Source organism: Fervidobacterium pennivorans DSM 9078, from assembly GCF_000235405.2.
Lineage (GTDB): Bacteria > Thermotogota > Thermotogae > Thermotogales > Fervidobacteriaceae > Fervidobacterium > Fervidobacterium pennivorans.
Genome location: NC_017095.1, coordinates 486,010 through 511,018 on the forward strand (window position 1 = coordinate 486,010; position 25,009 = coordinate 511,018).

Annotated in this window: 21 protein-coding genes; 11 read left to right on the plus strand and 10 right to left on the minus strand. The window is 38.3% G+C overall.

The window, feature by feature from the left end; genetic code table 11:
* Positions 1-9: 9 nt before the first annotated feature.
* The 9 genes from FERPE_RS02250 to FERPE_RS02290 form a co-directional block, all read right to left on the minus strand.
* Positions 10-2,445: an endonuclease MutS2 gene (locus tag FERPE_RS02250; protein WP_014451061.1), complete on the minus strand. Its 2,436-nt coding sequence runs from the start codon at positions 2,443-2,445 to the stop codon at positions 10-12.
* A gap of 46 nt (positions 2,446-2,491) precedes the next feature.
* Entirely contained in the window at positions 2,492-3,664 is a 1,173-nt protein-coding gene (locus tag FERPE_RS02255; RefSeq protein ID WP_014451062.1) for a vWA domain-containing protein, read from the minus strand.
* A 56-nt stretch (positions 3,665-3,720) separates the two neighbouring features.
* Positions 3,721-4,371 carry a hypothetical protein gene (locus FERPE_RS10200; protein WP_014451063.1) on the minus strand — a complete coding sequence of 217 codons (651 nt, stop codon included), beginning with the start codon at positions 4,369-4,371 and terminating at the stop codon, positions 3,721-3,723.
* A gap of 192 nt (positions 4,372-4,563) precedes the next feature.
* Positions 4,564-5,310 carry an undecaprenyl-diphosphate phosphatase gene (locus FERPE_RS02265; protein WP_014451064.1) on the minus strand — a complete coding sequence of 249 codons (747 nt, stop codon included), beginning with the start codon at positions 5,308-5,310 and terminating at the stop codon, positions 4,564-4,566.
* A 21-nt stretch (positions 5,311-5,331) separates the two neighbouring features.
* Positions 5,332-5,793, minus strand: a complete 462-nt coding sequence (locus tag FERPE_RS02270; protein ID WP_014451065.1) for a YaaR family protein — start codon at positions 5,791-5,793, stop codon at positions 5,332-5,334.
* Between the two features lie 26 nt (positions 5,794-5,819).
* Positions 5,820-6,626, minus strand: coding sequence for an Mrp/NBP35 family ATP-binding protein (locus tag FERPE_RS02275; RefSeq protein WP_014451066.1), 807 nt, complete (start codon positions 6,624-6,626; stop codon positions 5,820-5,822).
* Between the two features lie 27 nt (positions 6,627-6,653).
* Positions 6,654-7,679 (minus strand): galactose-1-phosphate uridylyltransferase, encoded by a 1,026-nt coding sequence (galT, locus tag FERPE_RS02280; protein WP_014451067.1) that lies wholly within the window; start codon positions 7,677-7,679, stop codon positions 6,654-6,656.
* Between the two features lie 36 nt (positions 7,680-7,715).
* On the minus strand, positions 7,716-9,170 hold the full coding sequence (locus FERPE_RS02285; protein WP_014451068.1) for a glycogen synthase: 1,455 nt from the start codon (positions 9,168-9,170) through the stop codon (positions 7,716-7,718).
* Between the two features lie 5 nt (positions 9,171-9,175).
* Entirely contained in the window at positions 9,176-9,814 is a 639-nt protein-coding gene (locus FERPE_RS02290; protein WP_014451069.1) for an MBL fold metallo-hydrolase, read from the minus strand.
* Positions 9,815-9,978: 164 nt separating this feature from the next.
* Between FERPE_RS02290 and rd the strand changes: the two genes are divergently transcribed.
* From rd to FERPE_RS02320, 6 genes are all read left to right on the plus strand, one after another.
* On the plus strand, positions 9,979-10,140 hold the full coding sequence (gene rd, locus FERPE_RS02295) for a rubredoxin (protein WP_014451070.1): 162 nt from the start codon (positions 9,979-9,981) through the stop codon (positions 10,138-10,140).
* Between the two features lie 156 nt (positions 10,141-10,296).
* Complete coding sequence (gene gltX / locus FERPE_RS02300; RefSeq protein WP_014451071.1) at positions 10,297-11,715, plus strand: glutamate--tRNA ligase; 1,419 nt, start codon at positions 10,297-10,299, stop codon at positions 11,713-11,715.
* Positions 11,716-11,745: 30 nt separating this feature from the next.
* Complete coding sequence (gene cysS / locus FERPE_RS02305) at positions 11,746-13,176, plus strand: cysteine--tRNA ligase (RefSeq protein WP_014451072.1); 1,431 nt, start codon at positions 11,746-11,748, stop codon at positions 13,174-13,176.
* Positions 13,177-13,196: 20 nt separating this feature from the next.
* The gene (locus FERPE_RS02310; protein WP_014451073.1) at positions 13,197-14,915 is read left to right on the plus strand and encodes a proline--tRNA ligase; all 1,719 of its coding nucleotides are present in this window, start codon (positions 13,197-13,199) and stop codon (positions 14,913-14,915) included.
* Positions 14,916-15,035: 120 nt separating this feature from the next.
* Complete coding sequence (locus tag FERPE_RS02315) at positions 15,036-16,451, plus strand: RtcB family protein (RefSeq protein WP_014451074.1); 1,416 nt, start codon at positions 15,036-15,038, stop codon at positions 16,449-16,451.
* Entirely contained in the window at positions 16,448-17,812 is a 1,365-nt protein-coding gene (locus tag FERPE_RS02320; protein WP_014451075.1) for an MFS transporter, read from the plus strand. Before FERPE_RS02315 ends, FERPE_RS02320 begins: the two co-directional genes overlap by 4 nt.
* Before the next feature lie 53 nt (positions 17,813-17,865).
* Here the strand turns inward: FERPE_RS02320 and FERPE_RS02325 are convergent, their stop codons facing one another.
* Positions 17,866-19,050 carry a type III PLP-dependent enzyme gene (locus tag FERPE_RS02325; RefSeq protein WP_014451076.1) on the minus strand — a complete coding sequence of 395 codons (1,185 nt, stop codon included), beginning with the start codon at positions 19,048-19,050 and terminating at the stop codon, positions 17,866-17,868.
* Positions 19,051-19,183: 133 nt separating this feature from the next.
* Here FERPE_RS02325 and FERPE_RS02330 point away from each other — a divergent pair, with 133 nt between their 5' ends.
* From FERPE_RS02330 to FERPE_RS02350, 5 genes are all read left to right on the plus strand, one after another.
* The gene (locus FERPE_RS02330; protein ID WP_014451077.1) at positions 19,184-20,833 is read left to right on the plus strand and encodes a sensor domain-containing diguanylate cyclase; all 1,650 of its coding nucleotides are present in this window, start codon (positions 19,184-19,186) and stop codon (positions 20,831-20,833) included.
* Positions 20,830-21,570 (plus strand): tRNA pseudouridine(38-40) synthase TruA, encoded by a 741-nt coding sequence (gene truA, locus FERPE_RS02335; RefSeq protein ID WP_014451078.1) that lies wholly within the window; start codon positions 20,830-20,832, stop codon positions 21,568-21,570. The genes FERPE_RS02330 and truA overlap by 4 nt, the downstream gene beginning before the upstream one ends.
* A gap of 74 nt (positions 21,571-21,644) precedes the next feature.
* Positions 21,645-22,796 carry a hypothetical protein gene (locus FERPE_RS02340; protein ID WP_014451079.1) on the plus strand — a complete coding sequence of 384 codons (1,152 nt, stop codon included), beginning with the start codon at positions 21,645-21,647 and terminating at the stop codon, positions 22,794-22,796.
* The gene (locus tag FERPE_RS02345) at positions 22,766-23,605 is read left to right on the plus strand and encodes a TlyA family RNA methyltransferase (RefSeq protein ID WP_014451080.1); all 840 of its coding nucleotides are present in this window, start codon (positions 22,766-22,768) and stop codon (positions 23,603-23,605) included. The genes FERPE_RS02340 and FERPE_RS02345 overlap by 31 nt, the downstream gene beginning before the upstream one ends.
* Positions 23,605-25,008 (plus strand): hypothetical protein, encoded by a 1,404-nt coding sequence (locus FERPE_RS02350; protein WP_014451081.1) that lies wholly within the window; start codon positions 23,605-23,607, stop codon positions 25,006-25,008. Before FERPE_RS02345 ends, FERPE_RS02350 begins: the two co-directional genes overlap by 1 nt.
* Position 25,009 lies beyond the last annotated feature (1 nt).

The following is a 25,009-nucleotide window of genomic DNA, read 5'->3' on the forward strand; positions in this document are numbered from 1 at the left end:
CATCTTAAACTATATCTCTATGACAGTTACACCAACTCCACCTTCATCTGGTCTACCAAATCGGTAATTCTTGATGCGTTTGTCATGACGCAGATAATTCCATATACCTGTTGCAAGTTTACCAGTGCCTTTTCCGTGTATTATGTATCCAGTGGTAAAATCGGACATGAGAAGCTGATCTATAAATTCATCTAGTTTTTCAATAGCTTCTTCGACTGTCATACCACGAACGTCAATTTCGTTTTTCATTAGAGGGGAAGAGTAAACTTTTGTTGCTATTCTTTTTTCGTTTGTTATTTCTGGTTTCGTTTGAGAACTTGCTGAAGTTACAATATTCTTTGTTGCAACTCTCTTTAGTTTTTCTGGTTTTACTTCCAACTTTATTCCATTGAAATCTACGATAACCTTAGAACCTTTTATATCGATAACCTTACCAACAGCAGTGCCATCGATGAGTTTAACGTAATCACCGACTCCGATGTTTTTTTCTTCATCTGAGAGTGCAGTTTCGTAAAACACTTTTTCCAATTTTTCTTGAACTTCCTCAATGTGCTTAACTTCACCTTCGATTTCTTTGAGTCTCTTCTTAATAAGTTGTTCACTTTCTGTATTCTTACTTTGCAAGGTAATTTGCAGGTCTCTCTTTGCTTTTTGAATGTCTTTATAAACTTCTCTGAGTTCTTTATCAAATTCTTCCATTTTTTTAATTTTCAGGAGTTTGTACTTCTCTTCAAATTCACGTTTTTGCCTTTGATATTCACGGAGAGTGTTTTCTAATTCTCGTTTTCTTTCCTCAAGTTCACTAATATGCCTATTCAAGCTTTTTATCAACTCATCTATTCTAACATGTTCCTCATCTAAATGTTCCTTTGCCCTTTGCAAAATGGATTCATCCAAACCATATTTTTGTGCAATTTCAAATGCATGTGATGCACCCGGGATATTCATTAGGATTCTGTATTTGGGCGATAACGTCTCTGGGTCAAATTCCATGGAGGCTGTGATTAATTTATCGTGGCTCATTGAGTAGAGTTTAACTGGTGTTAGGTGCGTTGTAACGATGAATTTTATACGTCTTGCGATAAGTTCTTCGATTATGCCAAGTGCAATAGCACTTCCCTCGTATGGGTCTGTGCCAGAACCAAGTTCGTCGATGAGCACAATTGAGTTTTCATCAGCCAATTTCAGGGCTCTTACGATATTTACGATGTGACCAGAGAACGTGCTCAGGTTTTCTAAAATGTTTTGACTATCTCCGATATCAACGTACACATCGTAATTTGGAATCCTAGAGCTTTCACCTGCCAACACAGGGAAACCGCTTCGTGCTAAGATTATTGATAAGGCTATCGTCTTAAGGGATACAGTTTTTCCGCCCGTGTTTGGTCCAGTTATCACTATCCCAAGCTTATCTGTCGGGAGTTCAATGTCGATAGGTACAACTTTATCCTCAGGTATCAATGGGTGCTTTGCTTTTGAAAGTTTCAAGTAGTTCCCACCAGGAATAATTATTTGGGCACCCTTTTCGATGACGTATCGGGCTTTTGCGAATAAGCCATCCAGTCTTTTTAGAACCTCGATGTCGCCTAAAAGTGATTGTAATCTGTCGAAGACTTTTGATGTCAGTTCTCTTAGAATTCTTGCCACTTCTTTAGCTTCTTCCTCAGTTAATATCCTCAACTTGTCGTTCAGTGGTATAAGTTCCTCTGGTTCAAAATACAAAGTCGAACCAGAAGAAGAGCTCCCATGAACAATACCTTTCAATTTTCCACGTTCGTTGGCTTTTATCGGAAGGACGTACCTGTCATTCTTTATTGTATAAGTAGCCTCTTGGAGTAAGTGTTGATGCTGGGAGATGAAGCGTTCAACGCGTTTACGTATTTCTCGCAATGTTTCAGCATACTCATTTCTGATGTTCTTTAAAAGTAAAGAGGCACTATCCTTAATTTTTCCGTTTTCATCGATAACCTGCTTAATTCTCTCTATAATTTCGTCGTAATTTCCAATTTTTAGCACAAGATTCACAACAGAATTTTGCAAAACCAGTAATCTTTGGTTTTTAAACATTTCCCTTAACGATTTAACACCTAAAAGGAATCTGAGCAGTAGAAGGAATTCCTCGCCATCTACTAATAACCCATCTGCGACTTTTTGTAAAATATGCCTCACATCAATAAAAGCATCGGCTGGTGGATAACCATTTGCACGTACGAAGTCGCAAAGTTCCGCAACATATGACAATTCTTGCTGAGCATCAACATTGTATGGGTGCAGAGAATCCAGGTACTCTTTGCCTAACGAAGAGTAACACAGGTTTTTGTACTTTTCCAACACCAAGTGGTACTCTATTTTTTTCTTTAGAAATTCTAAGTACTCAAGCTTCTCTTCTTCATTTGTACTTTTACTGTCCGTATCATTATGTAAATTCTTCCGAAGTTCTTCCATTTATTTTCCTCCTATTACTCTATTTTTCCATTTCTAGAGTCAGTTTCTAATCAATAATGTAGACACTTCCGTAAATTCGCTTTGCATCGATGTAAAAATCTGGGTTGTGCTTTTTGCTTAATACAAATAAAACCCTTCTACTAACCTTTGGAAGGTCAACATATCCATCTGTGAAAATTATTATACCTTCGCTTCGGAACTGATTTTCAGCCATATCCACAGCAGGTTGGAGGTCAGTTTCTCCCCCACCGTAAATTTCGAAATCCTTCCACCCTCCGGGCTTGTAATCACCGACAAATGTGACAGATTTGTCAACTTGAATTACCTTTAACGAAACCTCTTGTCTTGCAATTGCATCCAGTTCACTCATGAAGGAATTTATCTCTTCTTCGAGAATACTACCACTGGTGTCTATAATAATACACAACTTTGGAACGTAAATGTATCTCCAACCAGGCTGGTCATCATATCGTCTGTTAGGTCTCAATGGTGTTGAATATTTGTCTCCTTTCTGGGAAAGTCCTACAAATCTTCTAATGGCTACCTCCCAATTAATCAATGGTTTTCGGATGGAAAGCTCAATATTTTGTTTCATTCCTGATGGTAACTCACCACCAAATAGATTGAACGCTTTTCCTACCTTTTGCTCCATCAGTTCGACCACCATTTCTATGGGTACGTCACTTGTAAATTCATGGTTGTTTGGTAGATTCTCTGCAATTGCTTCGATATCGAAATTCCCACGTTTCAAAAATTCTTCTATTATGTAATTGTGATATTCTTCCGCTGTTTTGTTTAGCATATTCACGGGAGGACCTGCGAAAATTATGTCGTTATCTGTCCCGTGACCTTCTTCAATAAGAACGTTGAGAGGTACGCTAAGCGCATCGAGTTGAGGTATGAATTGGTTTATTGCAACGTCTTTTGCAAGGTCCCAGACTGCCTTATCACGTTTATCTTTAGGTTTTATAAGATAATGTCTGTTGATAAAGTGCATAAGCTCGTGTAGAATTAATCCTTCGACCATCACTTCACTCTTTGATGCAATACTTACGGGATTGTAAATGAACAACAAATCACCATTCCGAGTAACTGTCATTGTTAAGTTCTTTACGTTACCTTCTTTGTATTTTGAACCCATCAGAATATAGCCATAGAATGCATTTTGTTTTATCAAATTTCCGATAACCTTATTGAGTTTTTCCTCTACATTTGTCAAAGTCCAAAACCCCCAGGTTGAAAAAATTTTTTAAGTGTTTCTATGTTTTTTTGGTTTCAAAATCGGACCTTAATTCTTGCTTCTACGTATGGTGAATTCTCACCTGTAATAAACGATGACCTATAAGACAACCATCGCAGGGAAGCAAAATAACCCACTGAAATAGAAAAAGTAGGTTGAATATACGACATTTTAACATTCAGTAATGAACGAAAGATGTCGTCAGTATAAACAGTTGGAATGTTCACATTGAATGCCGGGTCGTAGAAAAGATAAAAAGCCGAATAGTAAGCTGATACACTGAGATTCATATTTTCAAAATTTACAGACGCCGAGAGACCTACGTTGAACCTTCCTGTTTCAGTTGGTTCATTTGTGTCAACTATTTTCGTAGTTAGTTCGAAAGGTATCGAAACAGCTATGTTCTCTACCTGAAAGTCAGAGCTCAACCTCAAGAAATATGTAGATTTTCCAAAGTCGTAACCACCAACCGTGGAAAGAAAAATCGTTCGGTTCTCATCCAAGGGCAATTTAAATCCAATTTCACTATATGGAAAACCTAGGAAATAAATTATTGATTCTAAAGACCCCGTTATACCCATTCCATCTTTTGTACTGAAGTAAAATTCTGCGCCGAAGGATAACGCATTTAAAATGAATAAACACACGAGCAAAATCCTCAATTTTAAGGCAACCTTAGACAACACGGTAGTCTCCCCCTTTGTTTGTTATGGTTGTCCAAAACAGAGACTGTTCAAAGATGATTATACCACAGACTCTGGTTATAAAACACATGCATAAACTGAACTGAATATTTGATGTTTTACTCCTTCAAAGAAAAATCCCCAGGATTTTCTTTAGGTATATCCTGGGGATTAATACTTTTGTTATTCGCGTTTTTATTTCAAAACAAAGCTCAGCAACGCAGGTATGATAAGATACAACGAGAAAAATTTCAGATGTGCCGATACCGTTAGTTGTCTTACTACAATCAAGGCAATCAATCCTGCGACAAATGCTCCACCAAATCCAGAAAATATACCTGTTGAGAAAACAACATCTTTAAGTTCAAAGATTCCAGCTGCGAGTGTTACTGGTAAACTCAGAAGAAAAGAAAATCTAAAAGCGTCAGTTCGATTCATACCTACCAAGAGTGCTCCAATGAGAGTAAAACCACTGCGTGATATACCAGGCAATACCGAGATCGCTTGGAAGATACCAATAATCAATGCATCAGTATAAGAAATATCGTTTAGTGACTTTTTTCCGGAAAAGAAGTCAGATAACCAGAGTGCCACTGCTGTAACCAAAAAAAACACACCAATTAACATTTGAGAGGAGAATATCTCTTCAATCTTCTTTTCAAAAAATACACCGACAATTCCTGCAGGTATAGATGCAACTATGATTTTAAGTGCCAGGTCCCACGTTGACTTATCAAGTTTTACTAAACCTATGATGATGCTCCATACATCTTTCCAAAGGAATATTAAAACTACTAAGAACGTTGCTAAGTGGAGAAAGGCGAACAGCGAAAGATTTGGCGATAATCCGAAAAGTTTGGAAAACAAGCTTAAATGCCCAGAACTTGAAACAGGGAAGAATTCTGTTAGTCCTTGCACAACTCCAAGTAAGAATTCTTTCATTAATTCCTCTCCTTTCTGGTTCTATTTGTAGAGGTCAAAAAGTATCCCGTTGATTTCTCCAACCTTTTCAGCAAGCTTTAGCGTGTTTTTCTCAGCTTCCATAAGTAAGTTGGTAAGTTGCTCCAATCTTTCATCAACTTGTTCAGCAATTATATGTAACCTCGGTTGTGACAGTGCATAATCGTATTTTCCAGCTAATTTATAGAGGTTTTTTTCCACATACTTTAATACATTTCTAATCTTTTCTTTGTATTTTTTGAGGTTTTCAGCAGTTGGTGACCTTACAAAATCATTTCCCGCTTCAACAACATCACTTATCATTTCTTCTATGGTCTTCCTAATAGCTTCACTCTCTGCTTCTTCAAAAACACCAAGAAAAGAGCTCTTTTGACTCGAGCTTACATGTTCTTTCTTACCTGCTTTTTTTCCCTTTATAGCTGAGTTCTTTAACTTTGGGTCATTTGACGGTGGTTCTATTCTCATTTTTCTACCGCCTTGCGATTAATAAATTATTTTTCAACAGCTTTTGCAACATTTTCAGCAAGTTCTCTAAACGCCTTTTCAACTTCGCTTCCCCTGTAATAAAGTGTTATCGGTTTGCCTTCGTCAAGTAATTCAAGCGCCTTGGGGTCCATAGGAATTCTTCCGAGTACAGGAACACCGTATTCTTGCGCCAATAAATCTGCTCCGCCTCTTCCAAATGGGTAAACTACTTCGTCTTTGCATCTCATATAGGACATATTTTCAACAATGCCCAAAACTTTTTGGTTCATGGCTTTTACGAACTCTATTGCTCTTCGGACATCGTCGAGTGCTACCTTTTGTGGAGTTGTCACCATTAGTACACCGTCAGTTTGACCTATTGTTTGGAAAAGACTAAGTGCTTCGTCTCCGGTTCCCGGTGGTAAGTCAAATATCATGAAATCCAGTTCCCCCCATTTAGTATCGCCGAGAAATTGTTTAATTGCAGAGTGTTTGAGAGGTCCTCTCCAGATGATAGGTTTACCTTCCTCAACCATCATGGAAATTGAAAGTGCTTTCAAGTTTGGCAGTACCTCTGCGGGAATTATTTTTTCGTCTTCGTCAACAGCTGGTAGTGCATTACCACCAAGCATACGGACGATATCAGGTCCATGGATGTCAACATCGAGAAGTCCAACTTTGTAACCACTTTCGGCAAGAGCAGTCGCTAAGTTCACGGCAACCGTTGTTTTACCAACTCCACCTTTTCCACTCAACACTGCAATAAAGTGTTTTACATGTTCCTTTAAATCAGCAATTTTCTGATCCGGGTTTAAACTGAAATTTGTGCTCATCTTTTTTCCTCCTTCTATGCATTCGTGCTATTCCGATTTCGTTTTCTCAATTAACTCTTGGTAATTTTCTACCAAGTACTTTGCTGCATCTTCGGGTGGCACTGGGTTGATATAAAATCCCGAACCCCACTCAAAGCCTGCGACACGTGTTAAACGAGGGATAATTTCAACATGCCAATGGTAATAAAGTTTACCTTCATCCATGACCGGTGCAGTATGGATTAGGAAGTTGTACGGCGGATTGTTCAAAACCAAATAAATCCTGTGCAAGACATCTTTCATAATCCTTGCAAATGATTTAACTTCTTCCTCAGTGATTGAACCAAAATCATGTGAGTGTCTTTTTGGAAGTACCCATGTTTCGAATGGAAACCTTGCCGCGTAAGGTTCAAAAGCAATGAAATGTTCGTTCTCCTCTACTATACGCCTTCCTTCTATTCTTTCTTGATTTATCATATCACAGAACACGCAGCGTTCTTTGTAAGAATAGTAATTCTTTGCCCCATCTAGCTCCTCCTCAACAGTCTTTGGCACAACAGGAGTGGCTATAATTTGGCTGTGAGGATGCGCAAGTGAAGCTCCTCCTTCCTTACCGTGGTTTCTAAAAATGAGTATATATTTGACTCGTTCATCTTTTGCAATCATTCTAAACCTTGTAACGTATGCCCAAACGACTTCCTCAGCTTGTTTGTAATCCAAAAGTGCGAAAGTGGAGTTGTGGTCAGGAGTTTCGATGATGACCTCGTGGTAACCAAATCCGGTCATCGCATCGTACATCCCGTGTCCATATCTATCAACTGGTAATTCAGGATCTACAGCCGGGAATTTGTTGGGAACGACTCTAACCCACCATCCAGGAGTGTTGGGCTGCGTATCAGCTGGACGGAACGCAAGGATTTCAGGTGGTGTGGTATGTTCGTTTCCATAATCAAAAGGACAGAAACCTGTTTTTACCTCTTCTGGTGTTACCTGAAAGTCGTGAGGTCTTTTTGCACGCTCGGTTGAAATGATAACCCATCTTTTTACAACTGGGTCCTTTCTGTATTCAGGCATAGAGATTCCTCCCTAGGTTTGTTTTGATTTCTTTATTTACTGGATTTTCGATTTCGCACGCTGGTAAAGTTTTACATATTCCTTCGCTGAATTGTCCCAGCTCAGGTCCGTTGTCATCGCGTTCTTAATCAAGGCATTCCAATGTTCTTTTTCATTGTAATAATACAGTGCTTTGGCTATGGCTTTAAGCAGGTATGCAGAGTCATATGGTTCAAATCCAAAACCGTTTCCTTCTTTTGTTTCAGGATTGTATTCTTTTACTGTATCTGCCAAGCCACCGGTGTATCTTACTATCGGTATTGTTCCGTATCTGAGACTATACATCTGTCCAAGTCCACAAGGTTCGTATTTTGATGGCATAAGGAACATATCTGCACCAGCGTAAATTTTTTGAGCAAGTACCACGTCGAATTTTAGATTTATAGAATATTTCTCTGGGTATCTTTCCCCTAGCTTTTTGAACATGTTCTCGTATTTTTCCTCACCGGTACCAAGAAGGACGAACTGTATGTCAAATAGCGAAACATAATCCATTATCTCTGCCATGATGTCGAGTCCTTTTTGGTCTACAAGTCTGTTTATCATTCCAATCATAGGAACGTCTCTTGCTGGTAAACCGAGCTCGCGTTGAAGTAGTCTCTTGTTCTCTTTTTTCTTTTCGATAGTTTCAAGGTTGTAGTTAACGTATATCCTTTTATCTGTCTCTGGATTATACTCTTCGTAGTCGATACCGTTTAAAATACCATAAAGGTCCGCAGACCTTACACGCAATACACCATCGAGTTTCTCACCGTATTCTTTCGTTTGAATTTCGCGAGCATAGGTTGGACTTACTGTGTTTATTACATCTGCAAAAAGAATACCACCTTTCAAGAAGTTGATATTACCATAGAACTCTATACCGTCAATACTAAAGAGATACTCAGGCAATCCTGCGAATTTCATGTAAGATGGTTCGAAAATCCCCTGGTAACCTAAATTGTGGATTGTTAAAACAGAGGCAATTTTTGATAGCTTTTCATCGTTTTTATATACTGATTTCAGGTATACAGGAATCAGTGCAGTCTGCCAGTCATTAACGTGGATTATATCGTAGCGAAAGTCTAATTTTTTAATCGCTTCGAGCACAGCAGCTGAGAAAAATATTGCTTGTTCTGCCAAATCAGGGCCTTGATAAACCTCATCTGCGCTAAAGTAATATCGATTTGCAATCAAAAATACATTCACGTTTTTACTACCAGGTAGACTTGTTCTGTAAATATCGAATTTTTCTTCAGTGAGTAAGTGTGGAATGGAAATGCCTTCTGAGACTTTTTCAATGGTATAACCAAACTTCGAAGAATTCTCATCAACCTTTTTATGGTATGGCATGAAAATATCTACAGCCATTCCTTGCTTTTCTAGATACTTTGGTAATGCTCCAACAACGTCTGCGAGTCCACCAACTTTGGCAAATGGATAAACTTCGTAAGACACCATGGCAATTTTCATATTTCTCACCTCCTGAAATAGTCATCACTCCTTACATGTTCGTCATGCGTAAAAACTATGTAATCACACTTCCGACCAATGGTATTAATGAACCTTGCGCAATCATCTTTTCTCAACCATCTTATTATATCATAAAACTCTACGCGATTCATAACTATATCCCCAGTATACAGAATTTTGCCCATGTTTTCTGTATCTATGACAAACGAACAGTGCTCTTTTGCATGCCAAGGAGTGTGAAATACTACAACTTTTCCATCGAATAGTTTCATCCCAGCATCAATTTCCACTACATTTTTCCAAGAGTTTATGATTTCAAGGTAGAGTTTACTCTTGAATAACCCGAATTTGTTGTATGGTTTTGCTTTGTAAGCACCATGAATATAGACAGTAGCGTTTGGGAAAAATCTTGTTGCATAGGCATGGTCTAAGTGTAAATGAGTCAGTAGAATATCTGTCACATCCTCCAAGTTTATATTATGATTTTCAAAATATTCTTCCAAAAATCCGAAAGAAGTGTAATCGCCAGGGTCGATAAGTATTTTACGGTCATTTTGTGTCAGAAGAACTGGAGTAGAGTATGCAACTTCCACATTCTTTGGGATTCTTATGCTTCCACCGTTGTTTATGATTGTTGCTACCATGTAGAGCCACCTCCATACTTATTTACCCTTTCAACTCTTCTTTTACACTCAACTATTTTAGCATCTAAACGATTCATTAACAATACTCTACAAAATGTCTGTTGAAAACTCTACGTTTCATGTGGTATAATACTTACACCCAGTAATTAGATGGAGGTGGAAATATGAAGTACAGATGTACCGTTTGTGGTTACATTTATGACCCAGAAGTTGGAGACCCAGATTCCGGAATTGAACCAGGCACACCTTTCGAAAATCTTCCTGATGACTGGACATGCCCGGTTTGTGGAGTAAGTAAAGATATGTTTGAACCTCTTGAAGACTAAGAACGTTGAGAAAATAAGGACGCACTAACACGTAGTTTTAACTTGCTAGATTTCATTTGTATTTTTCAAAAGTTCAAAATTCGGGGGGCATGCCCCCCGATTTATGTATAGATAGCTTATATATGAAAAAACCAAATTAGCTTCGGAGGGATATGAATGTCTAATAACGGTCAAGTTAGAGTAAGATTTGCCCCAAGTCCAACAGGTTATCTGCATGTTGGTGGTGCAAGAACAGCTTTATTTAACTATCTCTTTGCAAGGAAAACAAACGGAAAATTCATTTTAAGAATTGAGGACACAGACCTTGAAAGGTCCGAAAAAGTTTTCGAAGAACAACTCATCAATGCTTTAAGGTGGCTTGGGTTAGATTGGGACGAAGGACCAGATATTGGTGGTCCGTACGGTCCGTACAGGCAGAGCGAACGGACAGAGCTATACCATTACTATGCACAAGAATTGATAAAGCAAGGGAAAGCTTACGAGGTTTACGCCTACCCGGAGGAAATTGAACAACTTCGTGAGAAACTACTTGCTGAAGGCAAGGCACCGCATTACACGCGTGAGATGCTTGAACCATACAATACTGCAGAAAGAAAAAGAGAGTACGAAGAAAAAGGGTTGAGACCTGCGATTTACTTCTCTATGCCTCGGAAGGATTATGTAATCAATGATGTTGTAAAAGGTGAGGTTGTATTCAAAGCTGGCAGTGTTGGTGACTTCGCACTTTTGAGAAGTAACGGCATGCCTACGTATAACTACGCTTGTGTTATTGATGATGGTCTCATGAAAATAACCCATGTGCTAAGAGGGGACGACCACCTTTCCAACACTGTAAAACAAGTTGCGCTGTATGAAGCACTTGGTTGGCCTGTTCCTGTGTTTGGTCATGTGTCGATGATTCTTGGACCTGACGGAAGTAAACTTAGCAAGCGCCATGGTGCTACTTCAGTCGAAGAATTCAAAGCAAGAGGATACTTACCAGAAGCTTTGGTCAATTTCCTAGCACTTCTTGGTTGGTCGCATCCAGAGGGGAAGGAAATCCTTACAAAAGAGGAACTCATAAGCAGTTTCTCCTTGGAACGATTGGTTAAAAACCCAGCTATTTTCAATCCTGATAAATTGAGATGGATGAACTCCGAGCATATCAGGATGAAGGATACCAAAGAATTAGTAAAACTTGCGAAAATGTTCATCAACAGAGACGTTGACGAGGCTTATTTAGAAAAAGTTATTGTAGCTGTAAAAGACAGAATCGAAGAACTCTCCCAACTGCCAGAGTTAACAGATTTCTTCTTCGAAAGACCGAATGTTTCCGTAGAAAAAACCCCAGAAGCTGTTGAAACGTATAAAGCCCTACTTGAAGAGTTACAAAAGGTAGAAGTTTGGAATAAGGAAAACATATATGCTTCGTTTAAAACAGCGATGAAAAATGCAAAACTAAAAGGTAAAGACTTTTACATGACACTCAGGCTTATTTTAACAGGTAAGAACGAGGGACCAGAGTTGATAGATATTCTTGAAATACTTGGGAAGGAAGAAGTCATAGCACGTATTCAAAATTATTTAAACGCGTAAATTAAATTAACCAAAGAGTGGTGAATAACAATGAAAAAAGTGTATATCACCGATACTTTGACAAAAGAAAAAGTTCCGCTCGAACCTGTTGAACCCGGTATCGTAAAGATGTACGTATGCGGTCCAACTGTCTATAACTATATTCACATTGGCAATGCACGTCCAATGGTTGTTTTCGATGCGTTTAGAAGGTTTCTTGAGTTTATCGGATACAAGGTTATAATGGTTCAAAACTTCACAGATATAGATGATAAGATTATTAATGAAGCAAGAGAATGGGGAGTAGATTGGAAAACCGTTGCGGACACTTTTATTGCTGAATACTTCCATGATGCACATTCTCTCGGAGTGCGTGCAGCAAACTTTCACCCAAGAACCACGGATTTCGTGGATGACATAGTAAACGCTGTTCAAAGAATAATAGAAAATGGTTATGGATATGTTGCAGCAAATGGTGATGTATATTTCAGTGTAAGAAAATTGACAGACTACGGTAAGCTATCAGGCAAGAATCCGGACGATTTAAGAGCAGGGGCAAGGGTTGATGTCAATGAATTAAAACGTGACCCGCTTGATTTTGTCTTGTGGAAATCTGCTAAACCGGGGGAACCAACCTGGGATAGTCCATGGTGTTTAGGCAGACCTGGTTGGCATATCGAATGTTCAGTGATGTCACAAAAATTGCTGGGTGATATGTTTGACATCCATGGTGGTGGGGAGGACCTCATATTTCCGCATCATGAAGATGAAATAGCGCAAAGTGAAGCATTAACCGGGAAACCTCCCGCGAAGTATTGGATGCACAATGGAATGATAATAGTTCGCGGAGATAAGATGAGTAAATCATTGGGAAACACTTTCCTGGTTAGAGAGGCTGTAAAGAAATACGGCAAAGACGGTGTGAAACTCTTTTTATTGTCGAAACACTACAGGTCACCAATTGAGTTCTCAGATGAAGTGCTTGAAGATAATTCAAAAGCAGCCCAAAGGGTTCTTGCAGCATTAAATAGATTTAGGGAAAAATATCCGTATCCACTGGTTCCGAAAGAAGATGCAGAAATGAAAGAATTGGTTCAAAGGTTTGTTGAGGCACTGTCTGACGATTTCAACACTCCTGTAGCGCTTTCTATCATCTTTGATGTCGTTCGCGAATTAAATAAGGCGATGGATAATGGAGACGATGGAAGAGCGTTAAGGATGTATCACCTAATTAAACGAGTATTTGGACCGGTTCTTGGAGTTTTTGACACGGAGAGTGAGAAAAAAGCACCGACTTCAGCTGTTTCGAGCAATTTTGAGACTTTAATAAGGTCACTTGTAGAGGTGCGAAATGAATTTAGAAAATCAAAACAGTTTGATTTTGCTGATAGAATTAGAAATGTTTTGGCTGAATCTGGTATTAAGTTGTACGATACGCCTGAGGGAACAAAATACGAAATCGTTGAGAAGGAAGAAAAATAAGAAGTGGTGGAGGGAGCAAAATGAGGTATTCTCAATTTTACGCACCAACGCTCAAAGAAGCACCAGCCGATTCCGAAGTTCCAAGTCAAGAATTGCTTATCAGAGGAGGGTTTATACGTAAAATTGCAGCAGGTATCTATTCTTACCTGCCGCTTGGTAGACGTGTGCTACTTAAGATTGAAAGAATAGTCAGAGAAGAAATGGACAAGATAGGTGCTAATGAAATCCTGATGCCAATAATTCAACCCGCTGAATTGTGGAAACAGTCCGGCAGGTGGGATGATTACGGACCAGAGATGATGAAACTTAAAGATAGGCATGACAGAGAATTTACACTTGGTCCTACGCATGAGGAGTTAGTAACATTTTTAGTGCAAAACGAACTCAACAGCTATAGACAATTACCAATAACTCTCTATCAAATTGCCAACAAATACCGTGATGAAATCCGACCAAGATTTGGAGTGCTGAGAGCTCGTGAATTCATAATGAAAGATGGTTACAGTTTCCATGATAGCTGGGAATCCTTAGATGAAACGTACAGAGCTCACAGGGAAGCGTATTCAAATATAATGGAACGCATAGGGCTAAAGTATGCAATTGTTGAGGCGTCTTCAGGAGCTATAGGTGGTAGCGAAAGTCATGAATTTGTAGCCTTTGCCAATACCGGAGAAAGCAACATTTTGTATTGTGATTGTGGATATGCGGGAAATGACGAGCGTGTTCCGTATGTTGGAGAAGTTGTTTACGAAAATGAAGAAGAGAAACCTATAGAAAAGGTTTATACCCCGAACGTAAGGACAGTAGAAGATGTTGCTAATTTCCTCAATGTTCCTGTAAGAAAAATAGTGAAAACACTCATTTACAAAGGCAGAAATGGTTACTACATGGCTCTTGTTCCTGGTGACAGAGAGCTCAACGAGGAAAAGTTGAAGGCATTTGTTAACGACCAGTCCCTTACCTTTGCTACACCTGATGAGATATTCAGAGACTTCGGAGTGCCAATTGGATTCTTAGGCCCTGTAGGAGTCAAGGGTATAAAGATTATAGCCGACAACCAGGTCAAGGGTATGAAAAATTTTGTAGTTGGTGGTATGGAGAAAGATTACCACTATGTCAATGTCAACGTTGGTCGGGACTTTGTCCCTGATGAATGGACTGACCTTGTTGTTGCTATTGCTGGGGACCCTTGTCCGGTTTGTGGAAAACCTTTAAACATGAAGAAAGGAATTGAATTAGGACACATCTTTAAACTTGGAACAAAGTATTCAGAAGCGATGGGGACAAAATATATGGACAGAGATGGGCAGCTAAAACCATTCATAATGGGATGCTACGGCTGGGGTATCTCGAGAACAATGGGTGCGATTGTAGAACAGCTTCACGATGACAAAGGTATCATATGGCCAATTTCTGTTGCTCCATTTACAACAATCATTACTCCTGTTAGCAACAACGAGAATCTGATGAAATTTGCGACAGAGCTTTACAATTACCTAATTGAGCGTAACGAAGAAGTGCTCTTCGACGATAGAAATGTATCGCCTGGTGTCAAATTCAGCGACGCAGACTTAATAGGAATACCATTTAGAATAACGGCTGGTAAGGCTTTGAACGAAGGCTTTGTTGAAATTAAGTGGAGAACTGGTCATCAGTTCAGAATAGAAGCAGATTTTGAAAAAATTTACCGATTCTTACAAGAATCGAAAGAGAAATACAATCCACACGAAAGAGCATAAACTGATTAGAGCCAAACCACCCGAGACAAAATGTCGAAGGGTGGTTTGTTTTAAATTCTTTCTTCAAAGCTTTTATGCACAACTTCCGGAGTTTACGTTATTGAAAGGAGGTGTTTGAATATGTCCATCCCGGGTGTTGAGAAGGAAGGAAAATATATTTACAGGATTAAAAAAACGGGCAATATGAGGGTTGATGCAATAGTTCTTGCTGATTACGAAACTATCGATGAGGAAGCTATTGAACAACTTAAAAATGTGGCAACATTACCGGGAATTGTGAAAGCAGCATACGCTATGCCTGATATACATTGGGGATACGGCTTTCCTATTGGTGGTGTTGCAGCATTCGATTTAGAAGATGGAATAATAAGCCCCGGCGGGGTTGGCTTTGACATAAATTGCGGTGTCAGAATGCTGGTAGTAGATGGCAATTCCGATATTGTAAAGAAGAACTTGGAAAGTCTCATCAAACGCATCTACGAAAGCGTACCTGTTGGAGTCGGTGAAACAAGCGATTTAAGGTTTTCAAAAAACGACTTTAAAAAGATCGTAGAGCAAGGAGTCAGGAAAGTTATTGAAATGGGCTATGGAACAGAAGAAGATTTGTTGCGAATAGAAGACAGAGGAACATTAGAAGACTGCGACTTTTCTGATGTTAGTGAAGAAGCGTATGAGAGAGGGAAAGATGAACTAGGAACACTTGGTGCAGGAAACCATTTCATTGAGATACAACTAGTAGAAGAAGTATATGATGAGGAAATCGCATCTGTGTTTGGTATTAAAAAGGGAGATATAACGATACTTATACATACCGGTAGCAGAGGCTTTGGACACCAGATAGCAACCGATTACATAAAATACATGAGAGACAACCTCAAAGACCACAACAAGAATCTACCAGACAAACAGCTTATCAATGCGCCCTTTAAAAGCGAGTGGGGACAAGCATATTACAGCGCGATGAACTGCGCTGCGAATTACGCGTTTGCAAACAGGCAAATCATAACTCACATGATTAGAAAAGCGTTCAAAAGTGTGGTTGGAATGAATGTCAGGCTTGTTTATGACGTTGCACACAACATTGCAAAAGTGGAGGAATACGAAATAGATGGAAGGAAAAGAAAAGTGATTGTTCACAGAAAAGGAGCAACACGAGCATTTGGACCTGGGAACGCAGCACTTCCAGAGATATTCAAAAAAACTGGACAACCAGTCATTATACCAGGGAGTATGGGAACAGCGTCTTACATACTTGTTGGAACCAAAAAAGCTGAAGAAATGACCTTTGGTTCAACGGCTCACGGAGCAGGTAGAGCACTTGGAAGAAGAGAGGCAACGAGAGAGTTAACGGTAAACCATGTCTTGAAAGAACTTGAATCAAAGGGCATTAAAATCATGGCGAAGTCTAAGAAAGGTATAGTAGAAGAAGCTCCGGAAGCTTACAAAAATGTTGATAAAGTGGTTCAAATTGTCGATGAACTTGGAATTTCTTTGAAGATAGCCAAGTGTATTCCACTTGGAGTGGTTAAAGGATGAGTCAAGAAAGTGGCAAATTCAAGTTTCACAAAAATAAAAATGAATTCTTTTTAACGCTTGAGGGAGTTTTTTCTTCGTTTTACTTTGTTCTAACTCAAACAGCAATCTTCACAGCAGTAGCTATCTACTTCGGACTTAATGAAGTATGGTTAGGACTTGCTGCGTCATTCCCTATGGCGTTCCAGATATTTCAGCTTTTTGCACCTGCTGTTATCGAAAAATTTTCTAGTAAGAAAATGCTTTTAGCATTCTTCAATTCAGGACGATTCTTGTGGGTAGTGCTACTTCCATTTTTGTTTGTTGAGCAAAGAAGCCCAAAGCTTTTTATTGCTGTCTTTGCTTTGAGTCAAATCTTTGCTGCTTTTGCAGGTAATATCTGGGTCAGTATGATTTCAGACATGATACCAGAAGAGCGAAGGGGTAAATACCTGGGCTTAAGAAACTTTTTTGTTTCGCTTTCAACGTTATTGGTGTTTTATTTGTTTTCAGTTATAAACGACAATGTCAAAATTCCATTTAACTTTCTATTGATAATTACTGCTACATTGCTTGGAAGTTTCCTGTCGCTCCTTACATTGATGCCTCTTGAAGAAAGAAGGGCAACTAAAACAGGAACTGTTAATGATTTAAAACTTGTCCTTGCAGATAAGAACTTTATGAAATTATCCAAAGCCTATTTTGCTTGGAACTTCGTGGTACTTCTGGCAGCACCTTTTTTTCCTTACCATCAACTCCACAATCTTAAATTACCCATGACCTATATCAGCTATGCTTCCATAACAGCTTCAGTTTTGTCTATGGTATTTTACACGATTTGGGGAAAGCTCTCCGATGAATTTGGTCACAAAAGTGTTTTAATTGCTGGTTTATCTATAGTGTCAATAACGCCAGCTATTTGGATATTGATGAACGAAAGAGATTGGATTTTGGCCTTGGCTTTGGATGCAGTTCTATCAGGTGTAGGTTGGGCAGCAGTGAACCTTGCGTTTATAACCCTTCCGATGGAAACGGCGTCTTCGAATTCACCAATGTATTTTGCAGTTTTCTCTGCCCTTGGTGGTTTGGGCGGAATGATTGGTTCTCTTGTTGGTGGTCCCTTAGCAAGTTTTTTCAACTCCTTTGATTTCTATATAGGTGATTTCCATATTTACGGACTCCAGATATTTTTCATAATGGAAAGCGCATTGAGATATTCCGTAATTCCGTTGTTTGCAAAGATATCAAGTAGAAAATACGTTTCTTTACCGACGCTGTTTACAAACGTGCTTTCAATTTTGTCCGGAAGGCATGTTGTGAGAATTCATGAAGGAAACCGTTCAGATGTTATTATAGGTAGAAAAAGAATAAGCCGTTGGTGGTAATAGATAAGGGCTGGGAAATCCCAGCCCTTATTCATTAATGTTTACAAATTCGCTTAATCTTCTGAATTTTCACTTTCAACTTCTACGATTTCAGGAATTTTTACCTCATATTCTTCGTCTGACAAAATTCCGTTTACAAACACTATCTTTGGTGAATCTATACCATTGAAATTTGTTCCATACTCGGTAGTGTAAGCACCTGCTGTATGAAAGTATACAATATCTCCAAGTGTTGTGCTTTTTGGTAATTGAGCATCATAGTACATCACATCAACGCTATCGCATGTAGGCCCAGCGAGGACAAAGGTATCGAGTTCTTCATCTTCTTTACCGTCAACAGTTATTCGGTAGCGTATGTTCTGAATTGTTTCTGTCAGGCCATGGAACACACCCGCATCAAGGTATAACCAGTTCTCCTCACCTTTTTTACTTCTCAAGATAACTTTTGTAATCATAATTCCTGCATTTCCAACCATCGACCTACCGGGTTCTACGATGACGGTTATATTATCGCCCAGGTATTCTTCCACAGCCTCGTTTATTACTTTTGCTATTTGCTTGACAGTTGGTATGTCCCTAACGTATTTGACAGGCATCCCACCGCCTGTGTTAATCATGGACAAGTTGATACCAAATTCCTTTGCTTCTTCAAACACAACGGAAGCTTCCCTTATAGCTGTTCGCCAGTTTTCAGGGTTGTAGTTTTGAGAACCAACGTGGAAACTCAAACCTATGGGGTTCAATCCTAATGTTTTCGCATATTTTACTAGTTCAATCGCATGACTTACGCTTGTTCCAAACTTTCTTGTAAGCGGCCAATCAGCATCGTCTTCCATGCCGTTTGTACTTATTCTGACGTAAATATCTGAGCCAGGAGCAACCATGGCTATCTTTTCTAGTTCCATTTCGGAATCTACAGCGAACATCCTAATGCCATGGTCGTATGCAAATTTTATATCTTCTAACTTTTTAATTGTGTTTCCGAAACTCATTCTGTATGGTTCCACACCAAGTGAAAGTAATTTTTCGATTTCACCACGTGATGCCACATCAAAATGGCTTCCTAAATCTCTCAGAAGCTTTACAATTTCGACATGAGAATTTGCTTTGACGGCGTAGTAGACCTTACAATTTCTAATATTATTAACTAAGTTCATGTAATTTTGCTTTATCACGTTCAAATCCATCACTAAAACAGGCGTTCCATAAATCTCTGCAATTTGTCTGAGTTGTTCCATCTCTTTATATACCTCCTTGTGTAAATTGTCGGTCTTATGATAGAATATATTTGCCAGAATATACATAAACAGAAGTTTAAAATACAGTGTTGGTATGTTACAATCTGTATAACATAACATTGGGGGGAAAGAAGTGACCAAAAAGACTTTGATATTTGTATTTTCGTTGTTCTTGATAGGTTCTGTCTCCTTGTTCTTCTCGAAACCATTTGTTTTTAGTTACGACATACGAATGATTATTGCTTCATTGATAGCTATGTTTTTAGCTCAGTATATTGAAATTCCCATTGGTGGGGTTAGATTCACTGCCAAGCCTTTTTTGTACCTGTTTTTAATTCCTTTTATCACTCCGGAAACGGTAATGTTTCTCTCATTGCTCACGATACCTCTAGTAAAGAAAATTCCTTGGCAAACAAAGCTTCTTAGATTAGCTTTTGAGTTCTTGCAATTTTCAGTAGGTATCTTTTTTTTCAAACATGCTATTTATGACTATCTATCGCTGGTTTATTTCGCTGCCGGTTATTTTGCCACAAACGTTATACTCAGTTTTGTTTACATACCCTTTTTTACAAAGACGAACTTGAAGAACTATCTTAGTGTAGGATTTCTTGTGTTTTTACTAGGTCTCTACGCCTCTTTGATTGTAACCACGCTTTACATTTTGCCAGAAGTGAAGTTGACTTATTTGATTTTTACATTTCTACTCTACGCTGGTTTTTTGGTCCAGCTGCATTATACTGTAACAGCACAAGTGTGGTATCAAGAATTGAAGTACGAGCAGGATGAGATTAAGAGAGAAATTGAAAACCTTTCAAAGATACCAGCTGTCTTGGAAGAACTGGGAAGGGAGGATGTAGATAAAGTATTAAGTGATCTACTTGAAGTATCGTGTAAAATGATAGGTTTTTCTGCTGCGTTGCTGAACTTATTTGATTATAAGTCAGGTAGGGTTGTAAGAGTTGCAAAGTATGGGATTAAAGACGAAGATTTCGAGATGTTAAAAAGCAGACAACCGCAGATAAAAGATACACTGGTACTGATGCAGAGTCGTTTTGACTCAGGAGGGGTTTATTTTATTCCGAAAGGTAGTATTAATTTGGATCAGACGTATGTTTTCAGACCATTAGAATATGCTATGCTAGATGTTGATAATGCATGGGACCCGGATGATTTATTCCTTGTGCCATTAATATACAATAACAAGACAATTGGATACATCAGCTTCGACAAACCTATCAATGGTTTAAGACCGGCAAAAAGGGAAATCGAATTGTCAAAGTTTTTTGCTTGGCAATTTGTACAAATTGTAAAAGAAAGTAAGTATCGAGGATTTTTCTTAAGTTACTACCCAGAAGAAACTACAGTCTCAGAATTAATGGAAGAAATATCGAAAGCTATAGAGATGAAACGAACTTTTTCGTTCGTGTATTTGGACATAGATAATTTTGATAAGCTTAATCTTGAAAAAGGCTATGCTTTTGGCGATGAGATATTGCGAGAAATCAAGAAATCTTTAGAAAATGAAGTAAGAAACTATGGGTTTTACACTCGTATAGGTGATGAGTTTATGATTTTGCTGTGGACAAAAAGCAAGTCGGATGCAATGATTTTAGTCCAAAAAGTAATTGAAAATGTTAAAGAGAAGTACCCTTATGTGAGTATCAGTGGTGCAGTTGTCAAGTATCCAGTTGATGCGGGCAATTTGGAAGGGATATTGAACAAAGCTAAAACTGCTTTGAATGCGAGTAAGAAGTCTGGAGGAGGACGCTTAATCAACATATGAGAAGAGTAGCCATAGAATTCGCATATGATGGCACAGACTTTTTTGGCTATCAGCGTCAAACCGATGTGAGAACTGTGCAAGAAGATTTGGAAAAAGCACTCGAACGAATATTCAAAGTACCTATTCAAACATATGCGGCGGGACGTACTGATACGGGTGTTCATGCAAATGGACAAGTTGCAGCGTTTGATTGTCCAAACGATAAACTTACAGAAAACGATATCAGAAACGCTTTAAATGCAAACCTACCGAAAGATATATACGTTAAGAAAGTCTGGTTCGCAAGTGAAAATTTCAACCCACGATACGAGGCAAAGCGCAGAATCTATCACTATTACATTCTAAATTCGAAAATGAACGACATATTCCTCAGAAGGTATGCTTGGTGGTTTCCGTATGAGTTGGATATCGCGAGAATGAGAGCAGGTGCTGAATACCTTATAGGGACACATGATTTCACAGCTTTTAGCAAAAAGGGAGAAGAAGACATAAGGACCGAGAGAACCATTACTGCTATTAGAATTGTAAAATTGAAGAAAAATCTCATACTTGTGAGAGTCGAAGGTATATCGTATTTACGAGGAATGGTTAGGAGTATTGTTGCAAACCTCGTAAAAGTTGGAGTTGGAAGCTGGGGACCAGAGAAGATACTGGAGGTGTTAGAATCAAAAGATCGCTCAAAATCAGCCGGATTGGCACCTGCGCATGGATTGTTTTTGTACAAGGTGTTGTTTTAGGCATTGTCTTTGCCGGCATTCAAATACCGGATGAAAGTTTAGGTGCGGAAGTTTTATCTGTAATAAAAAAATGGGTGGAAAGACCTCAAATTGTTGTTTTTGAAAAAAACATCGCACCACATCTTTCTATCTTTATTACTAAAGAGTTGTCAAAGGCTGGTTTTTTTGCAACAAACGTAATCTTGAACAGTGAGCTTGATAGTGAGATAGAGCTTGAGTTAGCCTCCACATCCGCATCGATTGATGTTTCTAATTTTGCTGCTCGAGAGCTTTTGAAGATAAGTGTTGAATCTATAGGAGATACTATTTCTTTAACAACGAACGCAAGTACGATAGTATTTAAATCTGAAGAAGAGTTTTTGAGTGGTTTTCTCGAATACATTACCACCAGTTTTAGTTTTGTTCGTATTGAAACTGGCTCAAACGAGGATACACGCGATTTCTATCCAGAGACTGTCGTTTACGACCCAAAGTCAAGCAAGTTATACGTAACCGTTCCGACAGGCGTACCTCTGATAGTTGTTCCAAACTATATGAATTACATACCCGCTACCGTAACTATGGATGGAAGCTTTTACAGGGATAAAGTTCTCTATGTATCTGAAAAAATCCAATATCAAGTTGATTCATTACCACTTTTATACACAGGTTATTCTATTTTGACGGATAATTATATTCTTAACCTTAGAACTGGTAGGAAAGAAGTGATACTTTCAGTACCGATATTTGGCTGGGACAAGTATATCATTTATGCGGATGGTTCGATTAGCGATGTGTCTCTTACTTGGAAATTGAAAGTTTCGAATACTCCTTTGGATTTTTTGCTGGTAGAGAACATGCTTTATTTATTGGACGTTACTAAAAACGTTTATGTGGTAAATCTTAAAACCCGCAAAGTTATTTTTGCAGGCAATTTTGAAGAGGCTGTTTGTTTCGATTATGACGAACGTAGGGCAACTGTAATATTAAAATCTTTGAAAGAAAACTACGTTTTGTCTGTAAATGGTTCAATTAAAGTGGATAGAACAGAAAGTTTCTTCAAGAATGATTTTCCAAACAAAAGGCTATATCCAATATTCACCAACATCAAGGATTTTGGTTTTGGCTTTTTTTATGATGATATTTACCTCGGAAATTCAATTTTCTACATGTTTATCTCAAAAGGCGTGCTGAACATAGTAACGGATGTGGGAACATGGCAAGTGGAAGTCAAAAAGCAAGATTAGATGTAACTTTGGTTAGAAATGGGCTTGTTGAGAGTAGGAACAAAGCCAAACAAGTTATAGAATCCGGAAAAGTGTCAGTTAATGGGCAGATATGCAAGGAGCCATCCAGATTAGTCAGTCCTTTTGATAATATAGAGGTCTTAGAAACTCCTAGATATGTTAGTCGTGCAGGTTATAAAATCGAGGGTCTGTTTAAGAATATTTCTCACATGGAAGATACAGAAATAGAAATTCGTGGAAAAGTGATATGTGATATAGGAAGTTCAACAGGTGGTTTTGTTGATTTCTTTATCCAAAACGGTGCTCTAAAGGTTTACGCTGTTGATGTGAATACTGAGCAATTACATCCCAAGCTACGAAGCGATGAAAGAGTGAAACTTATCCAAAAAAATGCAAAAGAATTAAGTTTTGAAGACTTGAGAGAATTTGTTGATATTGTTAGCACTGATGTTTCTTTTATATCCGTCAGAAAAATTAAGAAAACCATTTTGAATTTACTGAAACCTGGAGGATATGGTATAATTTTGATAAAGCCACAATTTGAAGTTGGTTATTCTCATCGTGGAGTGATTAAAGACAAGCCAGAACATGTAAGGGTCTTAAGAGAGGTCGTGAGGGATTTTATAAAAGAAGGCTTTAAGCTTGTGCATTTAGATTTTTCCAGGATTCTTGGAGGAGACGGGAATATTGAGTTCTTTGCTGTATTTCAAAAATGTTTAGATGTTTCTCTCGATAAAAACATTGCCGATACTTTTTTGGACAGTAAAATAGTTGAAGTTGTTAACGACGCTTGGGAGGAGCTCGGGTGATGGCGAAAATCAAGGACTTAAAATTAGCCCTCGCAATTTTTCTTGCACTCATTGTCTTAACAACCGTTTTTGCAGATTCTGATATAATAGATTTGGTTCATAAGGATTATGATTTCTTTATCAGAGTTTCAAACGGTGGTAATTGGTACGATGAGCTTAAGAAGGTACCATTTTTCTCATTTGTTTTAAATAGAAAAGGATTAGGATTTGAAGAATCATTTTTAAGGATCCTTGAAGACATGCGTTATCGAACAGGTGTGTTACCTTCTATTATTCAAGATGCGATTTCAACAGATGTTTTATTTGCTTCTAAAGGAATCCAAATTGACTTGAGTAACGTTGTGTCGTTCGATATTAACTACTATTTCGACTTTATAAAAACTATTGCTGCAAACAGTTTCTTTGCCTTTCAAACAAAGTCGCCATCGCAGTTTGTAAAAGGAATAGCGTATCTGCTTTCGGTTAATTACAAAACGCTGCCAAACAATCAGTATTTACTCGGTGATTCTCTTTACTGTGGGTATTCTGGAAAATACTTCGTAATAGCTGGAAGTAAGACAGCGTTAGAGTTAGCATTAAAGACTTACGCAACTCCAGATATGCAGTTATCAAGAACATCAAAAGTTTTTGAAAGATTGAAGGCAGGAACCTTCTTTATAAGCGGATATTCGAAACCAGAAACTCTGAGATTTAACTTACCAGGGGCATCGATTGACTCTTCTGAGTCAGAGTATGTTCTATTTTACTCGACTGTTTCTGCAGGAAACCTTAGCATAACATTTGAACAGAAAAATAAAAAGCAGCTGACAACTAAACGCATAAGTGAAAATATTGGAAACATTCCCATGGCTTGGAATTACTACTTATCGGTGCCTTCAAGTGACACGGAAAGCATTGTTGAGATTCTCAAACAGTGGTTACAGGGTTCTAATGCAGATTTAAGAAGAGTCCTTGAATTTGTTTCAGCACTTTCGAAATCCTCTTCAAATGTTTACGTTGTTGGCAGATTGGAAACCGGAGACTTTCTATTCATATTCGACAATTCTACCACAAAAGCATTGGAGACAACCGTTGCTAAACTTGGTGCAAAGTACGATGCGCAAAAACAGGAATGGGAAATTACTTTTCAAAATTCTAAATTGTATACTTTTTACATTGCAAATAGGGTTTTTTTTGGCTCAATTGATAGGGCAAAGTACGAGCAGTATGAAAAGACTCGAGGACGATTGAAAGAACTACCAATGTATTTCGATTTTTCCAAACTTACAACATACGAGTTTAAACTTTTACTGGACATTGGTGATATAATTAAATCGACTACAGGTTTTAATGTGTCCTCTAAACTGTTATTTTGGAAATACACTACTGGTTATTTCAGCTATTACAAAATCATAATCTCCTAAA